Genomic DNA, 24,162 nt, shown 5'->3' on the forward strand with positions numbered 1-24,162 from the left:
TTATAGAAGTGTCATCTACTAAAGTTACATGGTAAAAGTCTTGCTTTTGTGGATATCAGCAGAATAATATTTGTCGTCTTTTGCCATAAAATAAATGACAAAAATCTGCTGCGTTATATCCGGTTCCGAATGACCTTTGCCGGCCATTGTGCTGACGAATACCGGAAATCTATATACCTTGCCAATATATAGATCAGCTACTCCCTTTTACTCCCTATATAATAAAGATTTATTGCAAAAACGTCAAGAAAATCAGCATTCCATGACATCCCCTATATCAGGCTGTTTGTAGATGATGATCCAAGCAATATCAGATATTTTCTCATAAGATCTGTGGTTTAAAATTTCTTTATTCAAACTTCGCACTTGCCAAACATACACCACCATCTGAGGCAGAGCTGATGCGGCCCGTTTATAATACATTTTCGTATCTTTTGAAGGTGTTATTAAATTCAGGAGCAAGATATCTGGATCTTTATATTCTTCTTAGGGTCCACCTGTCTGAGCGAAGCGAGTTTGGACCCTAGAATATAAAGATCCAGATATCTTGCCCTGAATTATAACACCTTCAAGATACGAAAATGTATTATAAACGGGCCGCATCGGCTCTGCCTCAGATGGTGACGTATGTTTGGCAAGTGCGAAGTTTGAGTTTCTTTAGTTTTTCAGTTATTAAAGTATTTTTTATCCTGTTGAAATGGTTTTTTTCTTATCATAAAATTGAATAAGCAGGAATTATAAGTGAGGTTTTTTATATGCACAACGAACTGACTAAAAAAGACATAGAAGATATGCAGGCTGAGATTGACAACCGCAAGATCAATATAAGGAAAAAGCTTCTTGAGGATGTCAAAGAGGCAAGGGCTCAGGGCGATCTGTCCGAGAACTTTGAGTACTATGCAGCCAAGAGGGCCAAGAACCAGAACGAGAGCCGCATACGCTTTCTTGAAAGGATGATCAAGACAGCCAAGATCATTGATGATGACTCAAGTGATGATCAGGTAGGCATGAACAAGACTGTAACTGTCTATGTCGAGGAAGATGATGTCGAGGAAGTGTATAAGATCGTCACTACCATAAGAGCGGACTCCCTTAAAGGAACCATAAGCGTGGAATCTCCGCTTGGTAAAGCCCTGATGGGACATAAGGTAGGAGACCGCGTCAATATAGTTATAAGCAAGGATTATAACTATGACGTGATAATCAGAAAGATTGAGAATACCGAGCTTACAGATGATGATAAGCTCAGGGATTTCTAACCCGTTACAGGATCAAGGTTTAGAGGACTTGATCAAAGGGAAGAATTCTTGGGGCTTTTTGTGATGCACAAAAATAATTATTGGTACGAGGGTTTTAATGAAAGAAGATTTTAAAGAGGAAATAGAAAAAGTCATCAGCAAGATGACTCTTGATGACAAGATTGCAATGATTCACGGTGCACATCTTTTTCAAAACGGGAGCGTGGATCACCTTAATATTCCACCGCTTACAATGTCGGATGGACCTATGGGTGTAAGGGCAGATTTTGAGCCTGATAAGTGGATGCCTGCCCAGCATGCAAGTGACGAAGTTACTTACCTTCCATGCAATTCAGCTCTTGCGTCTACCTGGAACAGAAGCCTTGCAAGGGATATGGGAAGCGTCCTTGGTGAAGAGAACAGAGGAAGAGGCAAGGATATAAGCCTTGCTCCAGGTATCAATATCAAGAGGACTCCCCTTTGCGGAAGGAATTTTGAATATTTTAGTGAAGATCCTTATATAACAGGTGAGCTTGCATCAGAGTTTGTTAAGGGGCTTCAGGAGTGGGACGTTGCAGCCTGTGTCAAGCATTTTGCACTTAACAATCAGGAGACGCAGCGTCTTGAAGTGGACGTAGATGTTGATGAAGAGGTGCTTAGGCGCATATATCTAAGAGCTTTCCATAAGGTGTTAAAAGATGGCGGAGCCTACAGCGTAATGGGCGCCTATAACAAGTTCAGAGGCGATTATTGCAATGAGAATCCATTCCTGCTTACCAAGGTGCTTAGAGATGAGTGGAAGTGGGACGGAGCGGTAATATCAGACTGGGGCGGTGTCCACAATACTGATAAAGCAGCCGTGTCAGACCTTGATCTTGAGATGTCTGTAAGAGACAACTTCGATGATTATGTTATGGCAAAGCCTCTTAAGAAGATGGTTCAAAAAGGTAAGATAGATGAGTCATATATTGACAAAAAAGTCTACCATCTCCTTCTTCTTATGTATCGCCTTAATATGATGGAAGGATTTGTAAGAAAGTGCGGAAGTTACAACACTCCGATGCACAGGCAGATAGCACTTGATGTTGCAAGAGAAGGTGTGATACTTCTTAAAAATGATAATAAGACACTTCCTCTTAAGAGAGATAAGCTTAGAAAAATCCTTGTAATTGGTGAAAATGGTGACAGGATCCATTCTAATGCCGGAGGATCAGCAGAGATCAAGGCTCTATATGAGATAACTCCTCTTATGGGACTTAGAAGCCATATAGGCGGTAATTGCAAGATCGATTATGCAGAGGGCTATACTTCAAGGTTCAGAGCAGATGAGCCGTCAGCCTTCGAAGATGGCGGAACTAACTGGCAGAGGCTCGATGCTATAAGGAAGGCAGCAGAAGCTAACTGGCAGGAAGCTTCCCTTGAAAATGGCGGTGGTAAGACTCAGTCTGTTATTAAAGTAGACAAAAAACTGTCAAAGCTTCGTGCTAAGCTCCGTGAGGAAGCCCTGTCGATGGCCAAGGATCCGTCTTATGAGCAGGTTATATTCATAGGTGGAATCAATCACGATTTTGATTCTGAAGGAATAGACAGGATAAACATGGATATTCCTTATGAGCAGAATGAGCTCATAGAAGAGCTTCTTAAGATACGTCCTGATCTTGTTGTAGTTATGGTAGCAGGAAGTCCTCTTAATATGACGCCCTGGGCCGATAAGGTTGGGACTCTTATATGGACCTACTATAACGGAATTGAAGGAGGCAATGCCCTTGCAGATGTGATCCTTGGCAATGTCAATCCTTCCGGCAAGCTTGCAGAGACTATAGGACATGACCTTAGTGATTATGGAAGTCACGTTCTGGCAAGATTCCCTGAGCCTGAAACGGCGCACTATACAGAAGGTTTCAAGGTTGGATACCGCTTTAATGATACTGATAATGTAGAGCCTTTATTCCCGTTTGGATATGGTCTGTCTTATACGAGCTTTGAATATTCAGATCCTAAGCTGTCGCTTGATGATAAGGGTAATAAGGTTATTACTGTTAGTATCAAAAATATAGGAAAAGTATCAGGCTTTGAAACCGTGCAGGTTTATGCAAGAAGGGAAGGCGCAGAAGTATTCCAGGAACTTGCTGGTTTTGAAAAAGTATACCTTCGCGCGGGCGAAGAAAGAAGTGTGGATATAGCGATAGAACTTGACACAGAGACAGAGCTTTCCAAGAGCTTTAACAAGTCTGTTAAGTATGCGATAGGTTCATCTTCACGTGATATAAGACTTACAATTTAATGCTATAGGTTCGTTATAAGGCTTTTATGAGCCTTTGGAGTGTAATGATTTTTTGAAAATAATAGTTATGATCTCATAAGATCACAGCACAAGGAGGAATGTATGTTTTTTGCACAGGATGGAAATATCCTAATTGGAAAAAGAGAGGGAGAGACTCTCAGAATCGAGCCTTGGGGCAAGAATGCTCTTCGTGTTCGCTCTACAATGTATCCTGAATTTACAGGTAATAACTGGGGACTTGAAGAAGATATAGATCATGGAAGTGCCAAGATCGAGACTTTTGATGACCATGCTACGATTGAAAATGGCAATATATCTGCTCATATCAATAATTCAGGCGTTATCACTTTTTTCAAAAACGGACAGAAGATTCTCAAGGAATATTACAGAAGCTATGATGCCTCTGTAACCAAGGAGAGCATATGTCTTAAACTCATTGCTAGGAACTTTAAGCCTATAGTGGGCGGAGATTACAAGCTTACTATGCGCTTTGAGCCCAATGATGATGAGAAAATCTTTGGTATGGGCTGCTATCAGCAAAAGTACATGGATCTTAAGGGATGCGTACTTGAGCTTGCACAGCGCAATTCACAGACATCTATTCCTTTTGCTCTTTCAAGTAAGGGCTTTGGATTCTTATGGAATAACCCGGCTGTTGGTAAAGCTTCTTTTGGTAAGAACTATACAGAATTTGAAGCATATGCAACCAAGGAACTTGACTACTGGATAGTAGCTGAGGATACTCCGGTAGAGATTATAGAAAGATATACAGAGGTTACAGGAAGAGCTCCTGTTATCAGAAATGATGTATTTGGTTTATGGCAGTCAAGGCTTCGTTACAGGACTCAGGAAGAAGTTCTGTCTGTTGCCAGAAAGTACAAAGAGCTCGGCATCAAGCTTGACGTGATCGTAATAGACTTCTTCCATTGGACAAGACAGGGGGACTGGCAGTTCGATCCTGAATACTGGCCTGATCCAAAGGCTATGATAGATGAGCTCCATGCAGGCGGAACTAAGGTCATCGTATCAGTATGGCCATCTGTCGATAAGAAGTCTATACACTTCTATGAGATGTGGGACAAGGGATATCTTATCCGTACAGAGCACGGCTCTAACCAGACATATGATTATCAGGGAGACTGTGTTGAGATTGACTGCACCAATCCGGAGGCTCGTCAGTATATCTGGGATATCTGCAAGAAGAACTACTATGATTATGGTATAGATATGTTCTGGCTTGATAATGCAGAGCCTGACTTTGGAGTATATGATTTTGACAACTACCGCTATCGTATGGGAACTGCTCTTTCCTGCAGCAACATCTATCCTAAGCTTTATGCTAAGGCTTTCTACGATGGTCAGAAAGCTGATGGCAATGACAAGATCTTCTCGCTTATCAGATGCGGCTGGGTTGGATCACAGAAGTACGGCACACTTTTGTGGAACGGTGATATCCAGTCAACCTGGGAAGCTCTGCAGTCAGCAGTTGGTCAAGGCCTTAATATGGGTATTGCAGGTATCCCATGGTGGAATACAGATGTTGCCGGCTTCATGAATGGTGATATGACTACAGATTATTTTAAAGAGCTGGCTCAGAGATGGTTTGAGTTTGCAATATTCACACCTATCCTTCGTCTCCACGGAGATAGAGAACCTATGAACATCCCGGCACTTGACACCACCAAGGACTGGGGCGGCGGATACCTCCACACAGGAGCACCTACTGAGATGTGGGCATGCGGCGATGAAGTCTTTAATGTTATGAAAAAGAACTTAGAGCTTCGCGAAAGTCTTGTTCCATATATTGACGAGCTCAACAAAGAGGCTCACAAAACAGGCCTTCCTATCATGCGTGCTATGTTCCTTGAATTCCCTGAAGATTCGAAGTGCTGGGAACTTGATGATCAGTACATGTTCGGTAGTAAGTACCTTGTAGCACCTGTCCTTGAAGCAGGTGTAACCCAAAGAGAAGTATACCTTCCTGAAGGAAAGTGGGAAGACATCCGTGATGGCAAGGTATATGAAGGCGGGGGCACAGTTAAGGCGCCGGCTCCTATAGACAGTATCCCTGTATTTAAGAGAGTATAATGATTTTTATGGCAAATATATCAAGATGATCAGATAAAGCAATTTGTATTATGCAAATCGCTTTATCGGGTTATATGACTCAGAGATTGTAAAAAATATATAGAGGTTAAGATATGGAATTCGATCTTCAAAAAGAAATGGCCCGTATAGATGATCAGATTGCAAAAGGGCCCTATAAAGATACCTGGGAATCTATTTCTACATATCCTGTACCCAAGTGGTATGCTGATGCAAAATTCGGAATATTCATTCATTTTAGTGTATGTTCACAGACTGCCTATGCCAATGAATGGTATCCACGCGGGATGTATATTCAGGGAACAAGAGAATTTGAGCATCATGTCAAGACACATGGTCCTCACAAAGAGTTTGGATACAAAGACTTCATTCCGCTTTTTAAGGCAGAGAAGTTCAGTGCTGATGAGTGGAATGACCTTTTTAAAGAAGCCGGAGCTGAGTATGTAGTTCCTGTAGGCGAACATCACGACGGATTTCAGATGTACAAAAGTAAGATATCTGACTGGAATGCAGCTAAGATGGGACCTATGCGCGATGTAGTCGGCGAGATGGAAGACTCTATAAGGGAGCACGGGATGATAGCAGGAGTATCATCACATAGGATAGAGCACTGGTGGTTTTTGTCCCATGCAAGAGAGTTTGATTCAGATATGACCGGCATGGAAGAAAGAGGTCATATCTACTGGCCGTCAATGAAGGAATGTGAAGATCAGATGGATCCTTTCTCAGAGCCTGTTCCATCTAAAGAGTTCCTTGAGGACTGGCTTGCAAGAACTGTGGAGATCATAGATCGCTTTGCTCCTAGAGTGCTTTATTTTGACTGGTGGATACACCACAGCGCTGCAAGGCCATATGTCAGGAAGATGATGGCATATTATTATAATCATATGGAAAGCCTCGGTCTTACAGGAGTTGTAAACTACAAATACGGTTGCCTTCCTTTTGGATGCGGTGTTCCTGATGTTGAGAGGGGACAGTTCGCAGAGGCTAAACCCTACATATGGCAGACAGATACATCCATTGGAGATAAGTCCTGGGGCTATATAGAAGACAACCATTATAAGAGCTCAAGGCAGATTATTGAGAATCTTATTGATGTTGTGTCCAAGAACGGAAGGCTCCTTTTAAATGTAGGTCCTAAAGGCGACGGAACTATCTGTGAAGAGGAGACCAAGGTGCTCAAAGAAATAGGAAGCTGGCTTAAGGTCAATGGAGAAGCTATATATGGTACAAAGCCATACGAGAGATCTTCAGAAGGACCTACCAAGATTGAAGACGGATACTTCACAGAAAGTTCCAAGGAGTATACATCACAGGATTTCAGATTTACAGTCAAGGGTGACCATATGTATGTCATAGCCATGAAGACTTCCAAAGATGGAGAATATCTTGTTAGAAGTTTTGCAAGAAATCCTGAGCATGAGCAGTTCCATTATACGGGAGTTATCAGTAATGTTGAGTCTCTTTTGGGTGATTGCAGATTTGAACACAAAAACGACGGCCTCCACATATATTCTGAAATTACGTCAGATTATCCGATAGTATTTCGTATTTCTTTTTCTTAAAAAAGTGTGAAAAAATCCTCGGTAATTTGACCTGGGCGTTTTAATATATTATCATACATTCTTGAATATAAAATGATGTAAGTATCAAAACAGACTTTTAATACTTGCATCACAAAATGAAATAGGCATAACCGTTTTTGCGGAGGTGCCTGTTAGGCAACCTTATCATTGAACCGAGGTCACATTGTGGATACAAAAGAAGAAATAACAGAAACTGATAATAAAGCGGATGATCATAAGAAGGCTTCAAAAGGCAGCAGATCCAGAAAAATCCGTACTGCCATCATCATCGTAGAGATAATCCTTATCTTATTGGAATGCGCTGTTCTATATGTTGTTAATAAGCTTGACAGGGTGCAGAGAGTTGCAATATCCGTGGATGAGCTTCAGGAGAACATAAGCGAGGAAGTTAAGGCCAACGCAGAAAGCGGACAGATGAAGGGTTATACCAACATTGCTTTATTTGGTGTTGATACCAGAACCGGTGATCTTGAGAATAACACAAGAAGTGATACTATTCTCATTGCTTCTATCAATAATACAACCAAGGAAGTTAAGCTTGTATCTGTTTTCAGAGATACTTATCTTAATCTTGGTAATGATTCATATAACAAGGCCAACAGTGCCTACGCACAGGGTGGCCCTACTCAGGCTATCAATATGCTCAATATGAATCTGGATCTTAATATCACTGATTTCATCACAGTTGGATTTGAAGGTCTTGTAGATGTTATAGACGCTCTTGGCGGTATAGATATAGAGCTTACAGATGCTGAGGTTAAGCACCTTAATGATTATCAGAAGATAATGGCTCGTCAGCAGGGCAAAGAATATATAGCTGTAACGCAGGCGGGATATCAGCACCTTAACGGTCTTCAGGCTACAGCATATTGTAGGATCAGATATACGTCAGGTGATGACTTTAAGAGAACTGAGAGGCAGAGAGAAGTTCTTGAGAAAGTATTTGAAGCAGCCAGCAAGGCTTCACTTTCTGAGCTTAATTCTATAATCGATGCGGTAACAGATGAGATATATACATCTCTTTCTACATCGGAGATACTCGGATATGTCTCTAATATCACAAGCTACAGTATAGTAGATACAACAGGTATACCTACTTCTGATATGAGAACAGGTGCTACAGTCGGCAGAAAGGGAAGCTGCGTAATACCCGTAACCCTTGAAGCAAATGTTATATGGCTCCATGAATATCTCTTCGGAGAAGAGAACTATAGCCCATCATCCAAGGTACTTGAGTATAGTGAGAAGATTCAAAGCGATTCAGGATATACTCTTGATGAAGATGGCAATGTTGTATCAGGCTATAGGAGCAGTTCTACAACTACGACTACTACAACGTCTGGTACTACAACTACCCCAAGTACAACTACTCAGGAAGATACTACGACTACAACAGATCCGTATGCAGGACTTATGTCTATGACTGATCCTAATACAGGAGCCACAGTCTGGTATGATCCGTATACAGGAGCTGTTATAGATCCTGCTACAGGACAGCCTACAGGTGCGATGGCAGATCCTGCTACAGGCAATGTTGTATATCCGGGAGGATCAGGAAGTGGTCAGAATACTACTCCGGATCCTAATGCGCAGACTACAACTCCTGCTGTGACCGACCCGGCTACAGCTACTCCTACGGATCCATCAGCTACAACAGTAGATCCAAATGCCGCAGCGCCTGCAGTAGATCCTTCTACTACAACACCTGATCCAAATGCAACGACTGCTGCGCCGGCAACAACAAATTAATTCTTATATATAAAGACTTCCAAAAATCTCACTTAGTAACTGCTGAGTAAGGTTTGGGAAGTCTTTTTGCTTGGAAGTCTTTTTATGTGATTTTTTGGGTATGCCGGTTCGTCCAAGTGGGAAGTCTGAGTTAATTATTTAGCTGTCTATACTGCCCGGGAGTCATTCCGGTTATTTTTTTGAACTGTCTGTAGAAATGTATCTCATTTGTGTAACCGCACAGGCTGGCTATATGTTCAAGCTTATTATCAGTACTTTTTACAAGTCTCTTAGCGTACTCTATGCGCATCTGTATAACATCCTTTTGATAAGATATTCCGAAGAATTCTTTGTACAGATGCTGGAAATAGGACACACTCATTGACATGGAATCAGCCACCTTCTGCATGCTGATATCATATAGACGCCCCGACAGCATAGAAAGGCGTATGGCCTGAAAATGAGGATAGTATGGATTTTGATATCTCTCATCCCCCTGCATCTTGTAGGCACTTAGCAGATGATTTATAAGGACGTTCATAAGACAATTTATGTTATCTTTCTGAACTTCCTCATCCTTGGTATAGGACAGTTCGAACAGTATCTGCCTAAGGAGAGTGGCAGGATCTTCTATATCACTTAATGAGAAAAAAGTATTAAGAGGGAGCTTCCTGCTTAAAATAATATTATCCCCTTCAAAGCTAAAATGCAGCCAGTCATCTATATACTGCCCCTTAGGGTTGGAATAAGAGTAAGAAACCTTAGGATCCAGTATGACAGCGCTTGCAGGAGGAACCATCTGAATATTGCCATCAATATTGTATTCACCGCCGGATCTTATAAGCAGGATCACATAATGCCCTGCCCCCTTGGGCCTAGACATCATAAATCCTTCCGGATGCACCTTATTACTTCCTCCATAGAAAACTTCGTACATATATCACCTCACCATGCAAAAAGCAGAAAATGTTAGTCAATTAGTATTATCTGATATTATAAAAAGCCAGTCAAATAGATAGAATTGTATATAAGCTATTTTGAGAACTTTAAATAATAAGTAAGATAAGCTAACTAAAAAGAAGGGCGGGGCATGAAATGGATAGTAAGGCATTGGAATATGCTAAGGAGATTTCTTTAAAGATTAAAGAAAAGGAACTAAAGGTTGCAGGCAGGACCTTGAACAAGATCCCCTATACAGCAGTTGACGGTGTATTTGATGACTGGACTTTTAAGAACCTGTGCTGGTGGACCAATGGATTCTGGGGAGGTATGATGTGGCAGCTATACGGTGCCACCAAAGAGGATATTTATAAGAAAAGAGCTATGGAGCTTGAAGATAAGCTTGACGGCAACCTTATGAATTATAACGGAATGGATCACGACAGCGGTTTTAAGTGGCTTACAACATCCCACGCTTCTATGCTGCTTACAGATAATAAAGAGTCACGTAACAGGTTACTGTTATCCGCAGCCAATCTTGCAGGACGTTTTAATCCGGCAGGATTTATAAGGGCATGGAATGATGACAAGGGTGATAATGCAGGCTGGGCGATCATAGACTGTCTTATGAATCTGCCTCTTTTATATATTGCATCAGAGCTTACAGGTGATCCTAGATTTAAGAAGATCGCCATGATACATGCTGATACAGCAATAAAGCATTTTGTAAGAGAAGATGGATCCGCAAGGCACATAGTCATATTCGATCCTGAGACAGGTGACTTTCTCGATGAGCCGGGAGGCCAGGGCTATGGCAAGGGTTCAGTATGGACAAGAGGGCAGAGCTGGGCTTTATATGGCTTTACTATGAGCTTTCTTCACACAGGGCAGACGAGATATCTTGAGACCGCTGTTAGATGCGCAGACTTTTTTGCCAATAATACTCCTCAAAATGGCAGGATACTGGTTGATTTCAGACAGCCAGCAGAGCCTGACTATACAGATTCCTGCGCAGCTTCTATCGGCGCAAGCGGACTGCTCCTTCTTTCTAGGACTCTTCGAAATGAAGGCAAAGATATAATTGACGGCGCAGAATCTGTTGCGGACAGGTATGAGGAGACTGCCCTTAGGATCCTTCGCTATCTGACAGACAACGACAGCGACTTTGATCCGGAGACAGACAATATACTTAGATCCTGCACAGCTGCATATCATGACAAGGAACATGAGTTCCCGATAATATATGGTGATTACTATCTGATCGAAGCTATATTCAGAATCACGGGCGAAGAGACATACATTTGGTAAAAGATATAACTTCCCACTTGGACAGACTAGTATCCCCAAAGCCTTTACAGTGGCAAGTAGTATATAGATCATATATAGTCTGCGTCTGCAGATATTCGGAGAGATATGATGAGCATAAATAATACTTGGAAACCTAAATATACAGATTTTGAATTAAGTCCTTATACAGGACTTACGCGCGAGAGCTGGCTTGATGCCGGCAGATATATGCTTGAAGGGATTTTTAGGCATATTGATTCTATAGAAAGGCCTGTAGTTGTCCCTCGCAAGGAGACTGATGTTACGTATCCCCACAAATATAGCACAGGTGAGGGATTTGTAGCAGAGCAGAAAGCGGAGATATTTGAAGGACTTACCAGATCTTTTTTTATAGCATCCGTGATGATCCATAATGAGCCTGATATCACAATTAATGGCATAAAACTTGCAGATTATTATAAGCATCAGATCTATAAGAGCTGCTGTGACAAGGAAGACCCTTCATATGTCGGGACTTATGAAGAGCTTCATACAGGTGCATTTGCAAGTGATCCTATAAAGCCTTTTCAGCAGACTGTCGAGACCTGCGCCCTTGTGATAGGCCTTGATGCGTGTGCATCCGAGATCTGGGATACATATTCTGATCAGGAAAAAGATGATATCGCCGATTTTCTGAAAAGCTATGCTTACAATCCTACAGTTCCGCAGAACTGGCGCCTTTTTAACATGCTGGATATGGCCTTTTTGTATAAGTATGGGTATAAGATTGATGAAAAGATAATGGGAGATCATGCTCAGGCGATTATTAATTACTATGTAGGAGATGGCTGGTATAGGGATGGTCAGTGCTTTGATTATTATTCCTGCTGGGCGTTCAATGTATATGGGCCTATCTGGTGTAATTGGTACGGATATGAGAAGCTGCCTTATGTTGCGGCTAGAATAGAAGATGCTTCCAATGCTCTTATGAAGACTTATGCAGACATGTTCGACAATGACGGATACACCAATATGTGGGGCAGGAGCTGTATATATAGAAATGCTGCAACAAGTGCATTTGATGCCAATATGTTCCTTAGAAATTCTAAGGCTGATCCGGGGCTTTCAAGGCGCATATGTTCAGGATCTTTGTTACAGTTTCTTACAAGAGATGATTTTCTATGGAACGGAGTGCCTACTTTGGGCTTTTATGGCCAGTTCACGCCTCTTGTTCAGGGATATTCCTGTGCTGAGTCACCTTTTTGGCTTGGTAAGGCTTTTCTATGTCTGCACCTTCCTAAAGATCATCCTTTCTGGACCAGCAGGGAATCTGAGAACTCTTTTGACAAGCTTGGTGATCATGAAGTCAAGGAGACAGTCCTCAAAGGACCTTCACTGTGTTTTTCCAACCACAAGGATAATGGAGAGACGATACTTAGAAGTGCCAAGGTTTTCAAGACAGCAGGTGACATGCATGGGATGTGGAATTATAACAAGCTCTCTTATAACAGTAAGTTCCCTTGGGAAGCAACGCCTTCCTACCAGGATGGACCAGCTGTAGAATCCCAGATGTATGTCATAACAGACGAACATAATGGAGACAGACTGTATCCAAATGCTGTATTTGCTGCGGGTTGCAGAGACGGTGTATTATACAGGCGCGGATTTTTTGACTACAAGATTGAGAATGAAAGACACTGGGTTCAGAGTATGGACTTCGCAGATTTTGGCGTAAGTGAGGGACTTGTGCGTGCCGATAAGCTTGTACTTTACAAAAGGCCTGTTACTATAACACTAGGTTCTTATGGCTTCCCGGATAATGATACGCAGATTATCCGTAAAAATGAGGGCGAAGCCAAGGCCATAATCCTTAAAGGAACTGACCATATGGGAAGTCCATGCCAGCTTGCCATGACAATATATTCCGGCTGGGAGGATATTGATATCGTAAGATCAGAAGGTACCAATCCTGATTCGTGTAAGTCTATCATAGTATATGCTAAGGCTGGATCAGGACCAAGGCTCTATGATGCCTCAAAGCCATATGTCCTTGTATCTCAGACTATCACAAGACATAGTTATGAAGATTTTACAGATGATGAGCTGTTCCCAATACGCAAGATAGAGTACACGGATCCCTGGAATAGCGGCGCTTTTGGACCTGTTACTATAACCATGAAAGACGGAAAGCAGCACGCAGTGGTATTTGAAGGAATAGAAGCTGATCTTTCGCTGTGATAGTGTTTATAGTCATGAGGTTTTAAGTTTGAAAGTGTTTCTCTTTCAAAACCAAAATGATGGCGCGACATATGCGAAAACCCACAAACCTTCCTGTGGGAACAGTCAGTCCCAAGTATTTGCCTATTTGCTATTTGATGGAGTATCATCTTAAGTAAGATAACGGATGCATGGTAAGAGCTATGTCTTTGATCCATGACATGAGCAAAAAGATGAGGAATCATATGGAGAGAAAAGCAAATATTAGTGTTATAGGAATACATGACAGAGGAGAGAAGACTCCCGAGAAGATTGAGTCCAATAGTACCTGTACCTGGGACATAACTGATGATGGAATAAATGTTATAAAAGGTGACGAATCCAGGGACGAATCAGGAGAGATGGTCACAACCTCTTTTCGCATATCATCTTCTAAGATCAAGATGGTCAGGAAAGGAAGCTTTGCATCAGTCATGGTCTTTGAAAAGGGCGTAGATCACGTATCAACTTATAATACTCCATACGGCGCTATGGATATGAAGGTTAAGACTGATATACTTGAAGTGGATGGTGATGAAAATCATCTGTATGCTCATGTTAAGTACATGCTTGAGATGGACGGTCAGGTGACTTCGAATTCTGATATCAAAATAGATATCAGGGCATGAAAAACTTCCCACTTTGGAGATGCCGGCGCATCCAAGTGGGAAGTCTAGTTAAGAATAAAAAGCTTGATAAAAAGCGCAAAAAAAACAACCTGATAAAATCTTATCAGGTTGTAATATTAAACAAAGAAATCAAATAATTATAATGCAAAGAGCATCATTTAATCTGCTTAGCTCCAGCTTTTTCCTGAGCTTTCTCAAGTGTTCTCTTCCAGAATCCCTTCTTTTCTTCAGGCTTCTTAACACCCTTGTTGCCATGAAGACCCTTAACAGAAGTTACATAAAGACCTGCTACTGTAGCTTTAACTTCTTTCTTCTCAGGAACAGAATCAAAGATTTCAGGCTCACAGATAAGGTTCATGATCTGAGGTCCAACCTTGACTTTGAGGATCGGAAGTTTCTGACGACGAGCGAGCTTGGATACAGATTCAAGTGCAGCTGCAGGAAGTCCTGCTTCGCTCATTCTCATTTTCTTTTTGCTGATGATGAACATTGAAACTGTCTGCTTGGCAGCTTCAAGCTGTGCCTTAGACTCTTCCTGCTGAGCAAGCCTCTTGGATCCGACAATGTATAAAACAGTTCCGGCGATAGCAAGAACAAGAGTTATTATTGCCAAAACCGGCTGATGGAATACGAAGAGCAAGATTACAAATGCAAGGACAACGGCGTCTACAATGACAACCTTCAAGTTTTCTTTAAGTACGTTCAAAACTTAACCTCCCAGATAATTAACAAAAAATAGTTGGTGCGTAGTACATATTAACATTTTTAAAAAAAACAGGCAACGTTTCCCTACATATTTACTAAATTTTTATCTATTAATTATTTAAAAGGGTTCTTACTTTTTTGACTTGCAGTTCACATGGGCGCCAAGGTATGGTAATATGGTAAAAGTTGACTTGAATAAAAGATTCATTATCATGGGTTTTCTGAATCTAATTTCGGCATTACGCCGGATATATATTGCCAACAGGCACAAAAGAAGGGATTTTAATATGAAAAAGAAACTGACAATTGTTATGGCAACAGTTTTAAGTGGGGTGTTGCTCGCAGGATGTAATAAAGCTGGAGATGCCAGCACTAATGCAAACAGTGCATCATCGTCTGCTTCACTTGCAGAGGGAATTGATGCTCAGTCTCTCCAGGGGGCTGTTGACGGATCATCTGCAGGAGCTTCTGCAGAGCCTCTTACCGAGGATGGATATCTTTCATACTACACAGCAAGTGATTATGTAACTCTTGGTGATTATAAGGGATTTGAAGTCAAGGTTCCGATAGTGGAAATTACTGACGAAGATGTTCAGTCTACTCTTCTTTCATCCTATGCATCATCATTTACACCGGTAGAAGTTACAGATCGTACAGATGTAAGAATGGGAGATACAGCCAATATCAACTACGTAGGCAAGTATGCTGATACACTTGAAGCATTTGATGGTGGTACTGATGATTCTGCAGAAGGCTATGACCTTGTTATAGGTTCAGGAAGCTTTATTCCCGGTTTTGAGGATAGTCTTATCGGAGCAGAAGTTGGTACAACTGTTGATATAAATCTTACATTCCCTGAAGATTACAGCGCAGCTGAGCTTGCAGGAGTAGATGTTATCTTCACTGTTACAATTAACAAGATCTCTGCACCAGCTTATTCTGACGAAGAGGTAGCAGCTCTTGGTATTGAAGGCGTTACAGACAAGGATAGCCTTCTTGAATATATCAAAGAAGACCTTACCACTCAGGCTCAGGAAGAAAACAAGGAGACAGCAAGATCATCCGCTCTTGATCTTGCATATGACAATGCTACATTTGCAGAGGAGTTCCCTCAGGTACTTGTAGACAGATTCATTTCTGACTATGAAGATACTCTTGAGTATTACATGCAGATGTACAGCTACTATTATGGCGTATCATATTCATCTGTTGATGACTATATCAGCCAGAACTATGGAATAGCAGCAGAAGAGGTTGCATCCTACAAAGAGGAGCAGGCTGTAGAGCAGCTCAAATATATATTCCTCGAAAGAGCTATCGCAGATGCTGAAGGTCTTACAGTTACAGATGAAGACATAGAAGCAGAGCTTTTAGATATTGCAACTCAGTCCGGATATGAAGACGTAGACTCTTTTGCAGAGTTCTATAATTCTACTTACGGAAGAGATGTCAGGGAGCTTGCAGCTGAACAGCTTATCGCTGAGAAGGCACAGGATTTCCTTGCAGAGAATTCTACACTTGTAGAAGTTGAAGCTTCCGAACTTGAAGAAGAGACAGATGATGCTTCAGAGGCAGCATCAATAGCAGAATAAATACTAAAATAATTAATAAAAATATATATACACAATACTCTCGCATGATCGGGAGGAAAGGAGCAGTATGGATTTAATTGATGTTTTTAAGACCAAAAAGATCGGAGATACAGTAGAACTTGAGGGCTGGGTTAGAAATAATCGTGACCAGAAAGAGTTTGGATTTATAGATTTCTATGATGGTACTTCTGTTAATACTCTTCAGGTAGTATATACCAAGGAACTTGCAAATTTTGATAGTATCACTAAGATTCATCCCGGATCTGCTATTGAAGTAAAGGGAACACTTGTTGAATCTAATGGAAAACAGGAGTATGAGCTTAAGCCTGAAAGCATCAATCTTATCGGTGACTGCCCTACAGATTATCCTATTCAGCCTAAGAGACACACAGTTGAGTTCTTAAGAAGCCAGGCTTATCTTCGTCCCAGAACTAAGCTTTTCCAAGCTGTATTTAAGATCAGATCTATCGCAGCTGCTGGTATTCATGAGTACTTTCAGAATAACAACTATACATATGTTCATACACCTATCATGACCAACTCTGACTGTGAAGGTTCTAATCAGATGTTCAAGGTTACAACTTTTGACCTTGCTGATGTTCCGAAGACTGAGGATGGAAGCGTAGATTACACTCAGGACCTTTTTGGAAAAGAGGCTTATATCACAGGTTCAGGTCAGCTTCATGGCGAGACATATGCTATGGCATTCAAGAAGATCTACACATTTGGACCTACTTTCAGAACAGAGGATTCCAACACCAAGACTCATGCCAACGAGTTCTGGATGATCGAACCTGAGATGGCATTTACTCATCTTGAAGGACTTATGGATGCAGAAGAGGATATGCTCAAGTATGTCATCAAGTACACTCTTGAAAAGGGTGCTGCTGAGATTGAATTCCTCAACCAGTTCGTATCCAAGGGACTTAAAGAGAAGCTTGAGAAGGTTGCAAATTCTAACTTCGTAAGAATCACACACCACGAGGCTATAGACCTTCTTCTTGGATCAGGTGAGAAGTGGGAGTTCACTCCTGACTATGAATCTGATATTGCCAAGGAGCATGAGAAGTGGATCACAGAGCATTTCGGAGCTCCGGTATTCATCTACAACTGGCCCAAGGATATCAAAGCTTGGTACATGAAGCTCAACGATGACGGCAAGACAGTTGCTGCTGTTGACCTTGAAGTTCCAGGATCAGGCGAGCTTATGGGCGGTTCTGAGAGAGAAGTAGACATGGACAAGCTCGAAGAACTTATCAAGATCCATGGCGTAGACAGAAGCCAGGTAGAATGGTATGTAAACCTTAGAAAGTTCGGCGGATGCTACCACTCAGGATACGGAATGGGATTTGAGCGTCTTATCATGTACTTAACAGGCGTTGAGAACATCAGAGACGTAATACCTTTCCCAAGAACACCTGGTAACCTTAACTATTGATATAAGAGATATATTTTATCAAAGAGGTGAAGATCAAAATTCACCTCTTTTTAATGTGCATCTTGAAATAGCGAGAAATGATGATGGATAATACAGATCATAAAGATCATAAAGATGTTACATATATGCCATGGATGGCGAAGGATACAGTATTGTGATAAAATTACTCTAATAGGACTACTTTTACCGGGGGATTTTTATATCGAACGGAATAATCTAAAACATAGACAGGCACCAAAGCTTGAAGTTTGAAAATGTTTCATTTTCAAACCCGCCTTGATGTCGCGAACTCCATTAAGTTGAAACATTAGTCACTCGTTTCATTCGCGATATGAGGTTGAAATTGAACTTAAAGCATTCAGACTTTGATGTGGGAGAGACCATGAAAAAAGGCAAAAGGATTTTTTCCGTATTAACTATAGCTATACTTACGACAATTCAACTGGTGGCAGTACCTGTATGGGCAGCCACCAGTTCTGATTTGAAAAAACAAAAAGAAGAGCTACAAAAACAGCAGTCGCAGACTCAGGATGCATATGACAGCGCCAGTGACGCAGCGCAGGAGATAGCTGATGAGCAGACTGAACTTGGTGAACAGATCGATGATACCAATGACCAGCTTGTTGGGCTTATAGCAGATATCTCCTTGATTGAAGACGAAATAGCTGATAAGGAAGCCGAGATAGAAGCAACTCAGGCAGCTTATGATGAAGCCAAGGCACAGGAAGAAAAGCTCTACCAAGAGATGTGCGCACGTATCAAATATATGTATGAAAAGGGTGAGACTACATATGTTGAGATACTCATGAGTGCAACGAGCTTTTCGGATTTTACCACCAAGGCTGAGTATGTAGAACAGCTCTATGAATATGACAGGCAGCAGCTTGAAGCTTATGTAGAGGTGCAGCTTGAGAAGGCTACCTACAAAGTTCAGCTTGAGGATGAAAAGGGAGAATTGGAGACAACCAAGGAAGAGCTTGCCCAGGAGCAGGAACTTCTTCAGAAGACGCTGAATGAATATAAACTGGCCTATGCCGATTATGAGACTCAGCTTGCCAATGCCCGTGCTCAAGCTGCCACTTATAAAGAACAGCTCAAGGCTCAGACAGCACAGATCGCATCACTTGATAGTGAGATCAAGGCCAAGGAAGCTGAGGAAGAGGCTGCCAGAAAGGCGGCAGAGGAAGCTGCCAAGAAAGCAGCCCAGGAGTCGGCCAATGCTTCTTCCGGATCGGATTCGACTTCTTCGTCATCTTCATCATCAACGCCGTCATCTTCTTCAGGCAAGACTTATTCGCCTGCGGGAGAAGCTACAGGTGATAATATAGCAGCCTATGCCTGCCAGTTTGTAGGTAATCCATATGTATTTGGCGGGACGAGTCTTACTGATGGGTGCGACTGTTCGGGATTTGTTTATTCTGTTTACAAGGCATTTGGAATCACTGTGCCAAGGACTTCGTATGCACTTAACTCTGCCGGAACGGGAGTTGCCTATGAAGATGCCAGACCGGGCGATGTTATAGTATACGCAGGTCACTGCGCTATATACCTTGGTAATGGAAGGATAGTACATGCAAGCTCTGAAAAGACAGGAATTAAGTATGGATATGCAACATACCGCACGATCACCTCAGTAAGAAGGTTTGTATGACTATCTTTACAAATATACTGTGAAGAGATGAGATGTTTTGAATAATTGTTCAAAATTGCATGATAAATCTCGATTTTTAGCCCGTTTTTTTTACTTGCGTAATTTCGGCAATTTATGTAGAGTAATAGTGGTTTATTAAAAAGATATTATTTATAAGGAGAGTTTATGGCACAGGAACTTATTATCGTTCTTGATTTCGGTGGTCAGTACAAACAGCTGATCGCAAGGCGTGTCAGGGAATGCAATGTATATTGCGAGATTCACCCGTATACTATGCCTCTTGATGAAATCAAAGCAAAAAATCCCAAGGGAATAATTCTTACAGGCGGTCCCGCAAGTGTGTACAAAGAAGATTCACCGACTTACTCCCGTGAACTCTTTGAAGCAGGAATCCCGATTCTTGGAATCTGTTATGGTTCACAGCTTATGGCTTACAGAATGGGAGGCGTTGTTAAGACTGCTCCTGTTTCAGAATATGGTCATACAGAAGTTACTTTGGAAGCACTTGACAGCCTTCTTTTCCAGGATGTTGAGACAGATGGTGATGGCAACACAAGCTGCTGGATGAGCCACACAGATTATATTGCTAAGGCTCCGGAAGGATTTATGATCACAGGTCACACCAGAAACTGCCCTGTTGCAGCCATGGAGAATGCTGCTAAGAAGCTTTACGCAGTACAGTTCCATCCTGAAGTACTTCATACACCTCAGGGAACCAAGATGATCAGCAGCTTCGTTCGTAATGTATGCGGATGCTCTGGCGATTGGAAGATGTCTTCATTTGTTGAGACAACAGTTAAGGAGCTTAGAGAGAAGATTGGCGATGGTAAGGTTCTGTGTGCACTTTCAGGCGGAGTTGATTCTTCTGTATGTGCAGTTCTTCTGTCCAAAGCTATCGGCAAACAGCTTACATGCGTATTTGTAGATCATGGTCTTCTTCGTAAGGACGAAGGCGATGAGGTTGAGGCTGTATTTGGTCCGGAAGGCCCTTATGAACTTAACTTTATCAGAGTCAATGCACAGGATTATTTCTATGAGAAGCTTGCAGGCCAGACAGATCCTGAGACCAAGCGTAAGATAATCGGTGCAGAATTCATAAATGTATTCGAGAAGGAAGCTAAGAAGATAGGAGCAGTTGATTTTCTGGCTCAGGGAACTATATATCCTGACGTAGTAGAGTCCGGAATCGGCAAGGGTGCTACTATCAAGTCACACCACAATGTAGGCGGACTTCCTGATCATGTAGATTTCAAAGAGATCGTTGAGCCTCTTAGAATGCTCTTCAAGGATGAAGTAAGACAGGTCGGCCTTGAGCTTGGAATACCTGAAAAGCTCGTATTCCGTCAGCCATTCCCAGGTCCCGGACTTGGAATCAGAATCATCGGAGAAGTTACACCTGAAAAGGTTAGAATCGTCCAAGATGCAGACTATATCTACCGCTCAGAGCTTGAGAAGGCAGGCATAGACATGGGCAAGGGACAGTTCTTTGCTGCACTTACCAACATGCGTAGCGTAGGTGTAATGGGAGATGAGCGTACATATGATTATGCTATCGCTCTTCGCGGAGTTATAACATCTGACTTCATGACAGCAGAAGCTGCCGAGATCCCGTGGAATGTACTTCAGATATGCATGACTCGTATCATCAACGAAGTAAAGGGCGTTAACAGAGTAATGTATGATCTTACTTCTAAGCCGCCGGGAACTATTGAGATGGAGTAACGGGTGAGTAGTTCCAAGTGATTTACAAGTGTATGGAAATCCAGTAATATCAAGAGCTGAGAGCATTTACTCCCGGCTCTTTTTTACTATGATTCTATGAGTGATTCTAAAATGAAGCAAAAACCACACATTGCGTGTTTGACGGTCGTGTAATATAATTATATAAACGCAATGCGAGGAGGATGTTATGGATACTGCAAAGGTGATAAGAGAACTACGCGAGGGTGTGAATATGAATCGAAAAGAGTTTTCGGAACACACGGGGATTCCGGTCCGAACACTTGAGGATTGGGAAGCGGGCCGCCGTACTCCACCGGAGTACATTCCTAGGCTTATTGCGTATCAGCTGAAATATGAGGAATTAACGGGGGAGAAGAATCGGCATGAAGAAAAATGAGATTGTATTATTTGAGACAAAGGATAAGGATGTTACATTATCAGTTCCAATGGATGGCGATACCGTTTGGTTGACACAGGCGCAGATGACGGAATTGTTTGATGTTGATAGAACAGTTATAACGCGTCATGTGAACAATGTTTTCAAAGAAGGTGAATTGGATAAAGAGAGCAATGTGCAAAAAATGCACATTGCAAATGCAGATAGGCCGGTTCAGTTTTATGCGCTTGATGTGATTATATCTGTTGGATATCGTGTTAAATCGCATAGAGGAATTGAGTTTAGGCAGTGGGCGAATAAAGTACTTAGGGAGTATATTGTTGATGGCTATGCAATCAACGAAAAGCGACTCAATGCGTTGGAAAAGACTGTAGATATCCAAACACGAATGTTAGCAGATGCATTAAATGTTGAAGAAAAGGATATCTTAAGAGCAGTAAATCTGTATACGGATGCGCTGACTTTATTAGATCAGTATGATCATCAATCGATTATAAAACCTGACGGAAAGTCTCCTATATATAGGATTACTTATGATGATTGTATGACAATGGTTTCTCATATGAAGGATTCTTTTGAGACAGATGTATTTGGTGTCGAAAAAGAAGCGGGTAAAGTTAATGGGATTATTTCAGCGATTTATCAAAGCGCATTTGGTCAAGATGCATATCCGACTATAGAAGAAAAAGCTGCTAATCTACTCTACTTTATGATTAAGGATCATCCATTTGCGGATGGATGTAAGAGAATTGCTGCTTCTTTGTTCTTGGAATTTTTAGAGAGGAATCAAGCTTTGTTTAAAGATGGTAATAAGCGTATTGGCGATGGTGAATTGGTAGCCATCACGCTTATGATTGCGGAATCGAATCCGGATGAAAAGGATATCATGGTCAAGTTGGTGATGAATTTGCTGAATATGAAATATTAGGTGGTATGCATTAGAAATTGCAATAAGCCTCATTTATGGCTATTTATGATGGATTTAGAACCTATATCACCAGGCGAAATTTTACAGGAAGATTCCTGAACCCTTTGAATATAACAGCATATAGACTTGCCAAAGAGATTCATATTCCTCAGTCAAGAATTAGTGATATCTTAAGTGGCAAGAGAGGAATTACAGCAGATACTGCAATGAGATTTGCAATGTATTTTGGAACTACCCCACAGTTTTGGCTGAATATTCAGAATCAGTACGACTTGGATATGCTTAAGGTATCCGGTAAGATTGTAAATATGTCTGATATCAGACCATATAATTTGATACAAGGATAATCGGTTGCAAAAAGGATCGGATTTTACTCCGATCCTTTAAAAATGCAATCCTTATTTTTCTGTAAAAAGAATTATTAAATATCTTTTGAATACAGAAGATCATCACCGCCACCGTAATTAGTGATCTCCTTTACAAACGAATATCCATAATGTTCATATAAACCCACATTTTCTACCGGTGCAGGGATATAGCTTTTTCTAAATCCATGCTCTTTCAGATACTCATTTGCATGATTGATCAGTTTTCCGCTGATCCTTTGTCCGCGGTATTCTTCAGATACAAATACACAGGATATCCAAGGATAAATATCAGGCAGGGGATAATAATCCTCTTTCATGGCGGATGCCATTCCGATTATTTTGCCCTTGCTCTTTGCAACAAACATTGTCTCCCAATCGGTGAATTCCCAGTTCCTTACTAGATCTGCAATGTGATTTTTTGCTTCAGTCCAAGAACAGTTCTCTATAAAAGACAGGAGTTCATTTGCAAGATCGGTTCCTTTATCGACCTTTTCGATAGACAGATCATCCAGCAGACGCCATCCGAAATGATTCGCAACTAAAGCAGCAGTATCTTCAACACTTCTGCTATTATTACGCTCAACCCAGAAGTAATTGCTCTGCTTGATATAGTTGTATGTTTCAATGTTTAGTTCAGTCAAAGTCTGCTCGCAGGTTGCCTTGGCTTTTTCGTAATCAGTTGCACTGTGGATGAAATCGCTGAACGGTTTGTGATCCGGACGGTTACAATATGTATCCACAATATTCTCGGGTTTGGAGATCATGAAAGCAATTCTGGAAGGATCTGTAATTATGTCAGCTTCCTCTACAACGATGTGAAGATCGCACAAAATAATCTGATCTCTTGAAAGCTTGATAAGATCAAGAAGTACATAGTCGAGCTGCTCTCTCTTATTTCCCAAAAGCCAGTTTTTGTATTCTTCTACGCTTCTTCCAAAGAACTCATCTGCATCTCTGAATCGGGTATTCATAGAGGGCTGATGTTCTTTGTCTGACATAAGCTGATGAACTGTGAACTGATCATCAAAAATATATACGGGAATGCCGTATTTTTCACTGAGCGCCTTAGTAACTGTTGTCTTGCCGCCGCAAGCAGTGCCTGAAATAAAATAAACGTTGCGTAAATACTCTTTAATTATATTGTCTTGAAATATCATTTGGATTCTCCTTATAAAAATAGTTTTCGTTTCGAGTTGATCGAAGCATGAAACTATTCTATAAGTTTCATGCTATTAGATATTTCTTAACTTTAAGAACATAACCATGTGTGTTACCACCTTTCTGATTTTTACAAAATATATATTAAAACAATACTAGTAAATACCGCAA

Annotated in this window: 18 protein-coding genes; 15 read left to right on the forward strand and 3 right to left on the reverse strand. The window is 41.3% G+C overall.

What is annotated here, in order from left to right:
* The first annotated feature begins 755 nt into the window (after nt 1-755).
* The 5 genes from BMX21_RS03885 (at nt 756) to BMX21_RS03905 (ending at nt 8,963) form a co-directional block, all read left to right on the forward strand.
* Entirely contained in the window at nt 756-1,259 is a 504-nt protein-coding gene (locus BMX21_RS03885; RefSeq protein ID WP_022755335.1) for a GreA/GreB family elongation factor, read from the forward strand.
* 97 nt (nt 1,260-1,356) lie between these two features.
* Complete coding sequence (locus BMX21_RS03890; RefSeq protein WP_092041517.1) at nt 1,357-3,522, forward strand: beta-glucosidase; 2,166 nt, start codon at nt 1,357-1,359, stop codon at nt 3,520-3,522.
* 102 nt (nt 3,523-3,624) lie between these two features.
* Nucleotides 3,625-5,610, forward strand: a complete 1,986-nt coding sequence (locus BMX21_RS03895) for a glycoside hydrolase family 31 protein (protein WP_092041520.1) — start codon at nt 3,625-3,627, stop codon at nt 5,608-5,610.
* A 113-nt stretch (nt 5,611-5,723) separates the two neighbouring features.
* A complete protein-coding gene (locus BMX21_RS03900) occupies nt 5,724-7,193 on the forward strand; it encodes an alpha-L-fucosidase (RefSeq protein ID WP_092041524.1) in 1,470 nt (489 codons plus the stop codon).
* A 186-nt stretch (nt 7,194-7,379) separates the two neighbouring features.
* On the forward strand, nt 7,380-8,963 hold the full coding sequence (locus BMX21_RS03905; protein ID WP_242952865.1) for an LCP family protein: 1,584 nt from the start codon (nt 7,380-7,382) through the stop codon (nt 8,961-8,963).
* Between the two features lie 130 nt (nt 8,964-9,093).
* On the opposite strand, the gene BMX21_RS03910 is transcribed toward BMX21_RS03905, so the two are convergent.
* The gene (locus tag BMX21_RS03910) at nt 9,094-9,879 is read right to left on the reverse strand and encodes a helix-turn-helix domain-containing protein (protein ID WP_092041527.1); all 786 of its coding nucleotides are present in this window, start codon (nt 9,877-9,879) and stop codon (nt 9,094-9,096) included.
* Nucleotides 9,880-10,037: 158 nt separating this feature from the next.
* On the opposite strand from BMX21_RS03910, the gene BMX21_RS03915 reads away from it, so the two are divergent.
* The 3 genes from BMX21_RS03915 to BMX21_RS03925 all read left to right on the forward strand — a co-directional run bounded on the left by BMX21_RS03915 (nt 10,038) and on the right by BMX21_RS03925 (nt 14,032).
* Nucleotides 10,038-11,189: a glycoside hydrolase family 88 protein gene (locus BMX21_RS03915; RefSeq protein ID WP_092041530.1), complete on the forward strand. Its 1,152-nt coding sequence runs from the start codon at nt 10,038-10,040 to the stop codon at nt 11,187-11,189.
* A 108-nt stretch (nt 11,190-11,297) separates the two neighbouring features.
* Nucleotides 11,298-13,385: a DUF2264 domain-containing protein gene (locus tag BMX21_RS03920; protein ID WP_092041533.1), complete on the forward strand. Its 2,088-nt coding sequence runs from the start codon at nt 11,298-11,300 to the stop codon at nt 13,383-13,385.
* Nucleotides 13,386-13,609: 224 nt separating this feature from the next.
* Nucleotides 13,610-14,032: a YwiB family protein gene (locus BMX21_RS03925; protein WP_177173910.1), complete on the forward strand. Its 423-nt coding sequence runs from the start codon at nt 13,610-13,612 to the stop codon at nt 14,030-14,032.
* A 154-nt stretch (nt 14,033-14,186) separates the two neighbouring features.
* Here BMX21_RS03925 and BMX21_RS03930 read toward each other — a convergent pair whose 3' ends face one another.
* Complete coding sequence (locus BMX21_RS03930) at nt 14,187-14,738, reverse strand: CobD/CbiB family protein (RefSeq protein WP_022755343.1); 552 nt, start codon at nt 14,736-14,738, stop codon at nt 14,187-14,189.
* A 286-nt stretch (nt 14,739-15,024) separates the two neighbouring features.
* On the opposite strand from BMX21_RS03930, the gene tig reads away from it, so the two are divergent.
* The 7 genes from tig to BMX21_RS03965 all read left to right on the forward strand — a co-directional run bounded on the left by tig (nt 15,025) and on the right by BMX21_RS03965 (nt 22,812).
* Entirely contained in the window at nt 15,025-16,329 is a 1,305-nt protein-coding gene (gene tig / locus BMX21_RS03935; protein ID WP_022755344.1) for a trigger factor, read from the forward strand.
* A gap of 67 nt (nt 16,330-16,396) precedes the next feature.
* The gene (asnS, locus tag BMX21_RS03940; RefSeq protein ID WP_022755345.1) at nt 16,397-17,767 is read left to right on the forward strand and encodes an asparagine--tRNA ligase; all 1,371 of its coding nucleotides are present in this window, start codon (nt 16,397-16,399) and stop codon (nt 17,765-17,767) included.
* Between the two features lie 343 nt (nt 17,768-18,110).
* Complete coding sequence (locus tag BMX21_RS03945; RefSeq protein WP_177173911.1) at nt 18,111-19,418, forward strand: C40 family peptidase; 1,308 nt, start codon at nt 18,111-18,113, stop codon at nt 19,416-19,418.
* A 165-nt stretch (nt 19,419-19,583) separates the two neighbouring features.
* On the forward strand, nt 19,584-21,140 hold the full coding sequence (gene guaA / locus BMX21_RS03950; protein ID WP_092041545.1) for a glutamine-hydrolyzing GMP synthase: 1,557 nt from the start codon (nt 19,584-19,586) through the stop codon (nt 21,138-21,140).
* Between the two features lie 187 nt (nt 21,141-21,327).
* Nucleotides 21,328-21,537 (forward strand): helix-turn-helix domain-containing protein, encoded by a 210-nt coding sequence (locus tag BMX21_RS03955; protein ID WP_022756159.1) that lies wholly within the window; start codon nt 21,328-21,330, stop codon nt 21,535-21,537.
* A complete protein-coding gene (gene rhuM, locus BMX21_RS03960; protein ID WP_092041549.1) occupies nt 21,524-22,465 on the forward strand; it encodes a RhuM family protein in 942 nt (313 codons plus the stop codon). The genes BMX21_RS03955 and rhuM overlap by 14 nt, the downstream gene beginning before the upstream one ends.
* 35 nt (nt 22,466-22,500) lie before the next feature.
* The gene (locus BMX21_RS03965; protein ID WP_207647637.1) at nt 22,501-22,812 is read left to right on the forward strand and encodes a HigA family addiction module antitoxin; all 312 of its coding nucleotides are present in this window, start codon (nt 22,501-22,503) and stop codon (nt 22,810-22,812) included.
* A 74-nt stretch (nt 22,813-22,886) separates the two neighbouring features.
* Here the strand turns inward: BMX21_RS03965 and BMX21_RS19645 are convergent, their stop codons facing one another.
* Entirely contained in the window at nt 22,887-23,990 is a 1,104-nt protein-coding gene (locus tag BMX21_RS19645; protein WP_242952866.1) for a GNAT family N-acetyltransferase, read from the reverse strand.
* Nucleotides 23,991-24,162: the final 172 nt, after the last annotated feature.

The sequence above is a fragment of the Butyrivibrio sp. TB genome (assembly GCF_900110805.1).
Taxonomy (GTDB): Bacteria; Bacillota; Clostridia; order Lachnospirales; family Lachnospiraceae; genus Butyrivibrio; species Butyrivibrio fibrisolvens_C.

Coding starts and splice junctions, on each gene's coding strand:
- BMX21_RS03925 (WP_177173910.1), top strand. CDS start 13,610: ATGGAGAGAAAAGCAAATATTAGTGTTATAGGAATACATGACAGAGGA.
- BMX21_RS03890 (WP_092041517.1), top strand. CDS start 1,357: ATGAAAGAAGATTTTAAAGAGGAAATAGAAAAAGTCATCAGCAAGATG.
- rhuM (WP_092041549.1), top strand. CDS start 21,524: ATGAAGAAAAATGAGATTGTATTATTTGAGACAAAGGATAAGGATGTT.
- BMX21_RS03900 (WP_092041524.1), top strand. CDS start 5,724: ATGGAATTCGATCTTCAAAAAGAAATGGCCCGTATAGATGATCAGATT.
- BMX21_RS19645 (WP_242952866.1), bottom strand. CDS start 23,990: ATGATATTTCAAGACAATATAATTAAAGAGTATTTACGCAACGTTTAT.
- tig (WP_022755344.1), top strand. CDS start 15,025: ATGAAAAAGAAACTGACAATTGTTATGGCAACAGTTTTAAGTGGGGTG.
- BMX21_RS03915 (WP_092041530.1), top strand. CDS start 10,038: ATGGATAGTAAGGCATTGGAATATGCTAAGGAGATTTCTTTAAAGATT.
- BMX21_RS03910 (WP_092041527.1), bottom strand. CDS start 9,879: ATGTACGAAGTTTTCTATGGAGGAAGTAATAAGGTGCATCCGGAAGGA.
- guaA (WP_092041545.1), top strand. CDS start 19,584: ATGGCACAGGAACTTATTATCGTTCTTGATTTCGGTGGTCAGTACAAA.
- BMX21_RS03895 (WP_092041520.1), top strand. CDS start 3,625: ATGTTTTTTGCACAGGATGGAAATATCCTAATTGGAAAAAGAGAGGGA.
- BMX21_RS03965 (WP_207647637.1), top strand. CDS start 22,501: ATGGCTATTTATGATGGATTTAGAACCTATATCACCAGGCGAAATTTT.
- BMX21_RS03885 (WP_022755335.1), top strand. CDS start 756: ATGCACAACGAACTGACTAAAAAAGACATAGAAGATATGCAGGCTGAG.
- BMX21_RS03920 (WP_092041533.1), top strand. CDS start 11,298: ATGAGCATAAATAATACTTGGAAACCTAAATATACAGATTTTGAATTA.
- asnS (WP_022755345.1), top strand. CDS start 16,397: ATGGATTTAATTGATGTTTTTAAGACCAAAAAGATCGGAGATACAGTA.
- BMX21_RS03955 (WP_022756159.1), top strand. CDS start 21,328: ATGGATACTGCAAAGGTGATAAGAGAACTACGCGAGGGTGTGAATATG.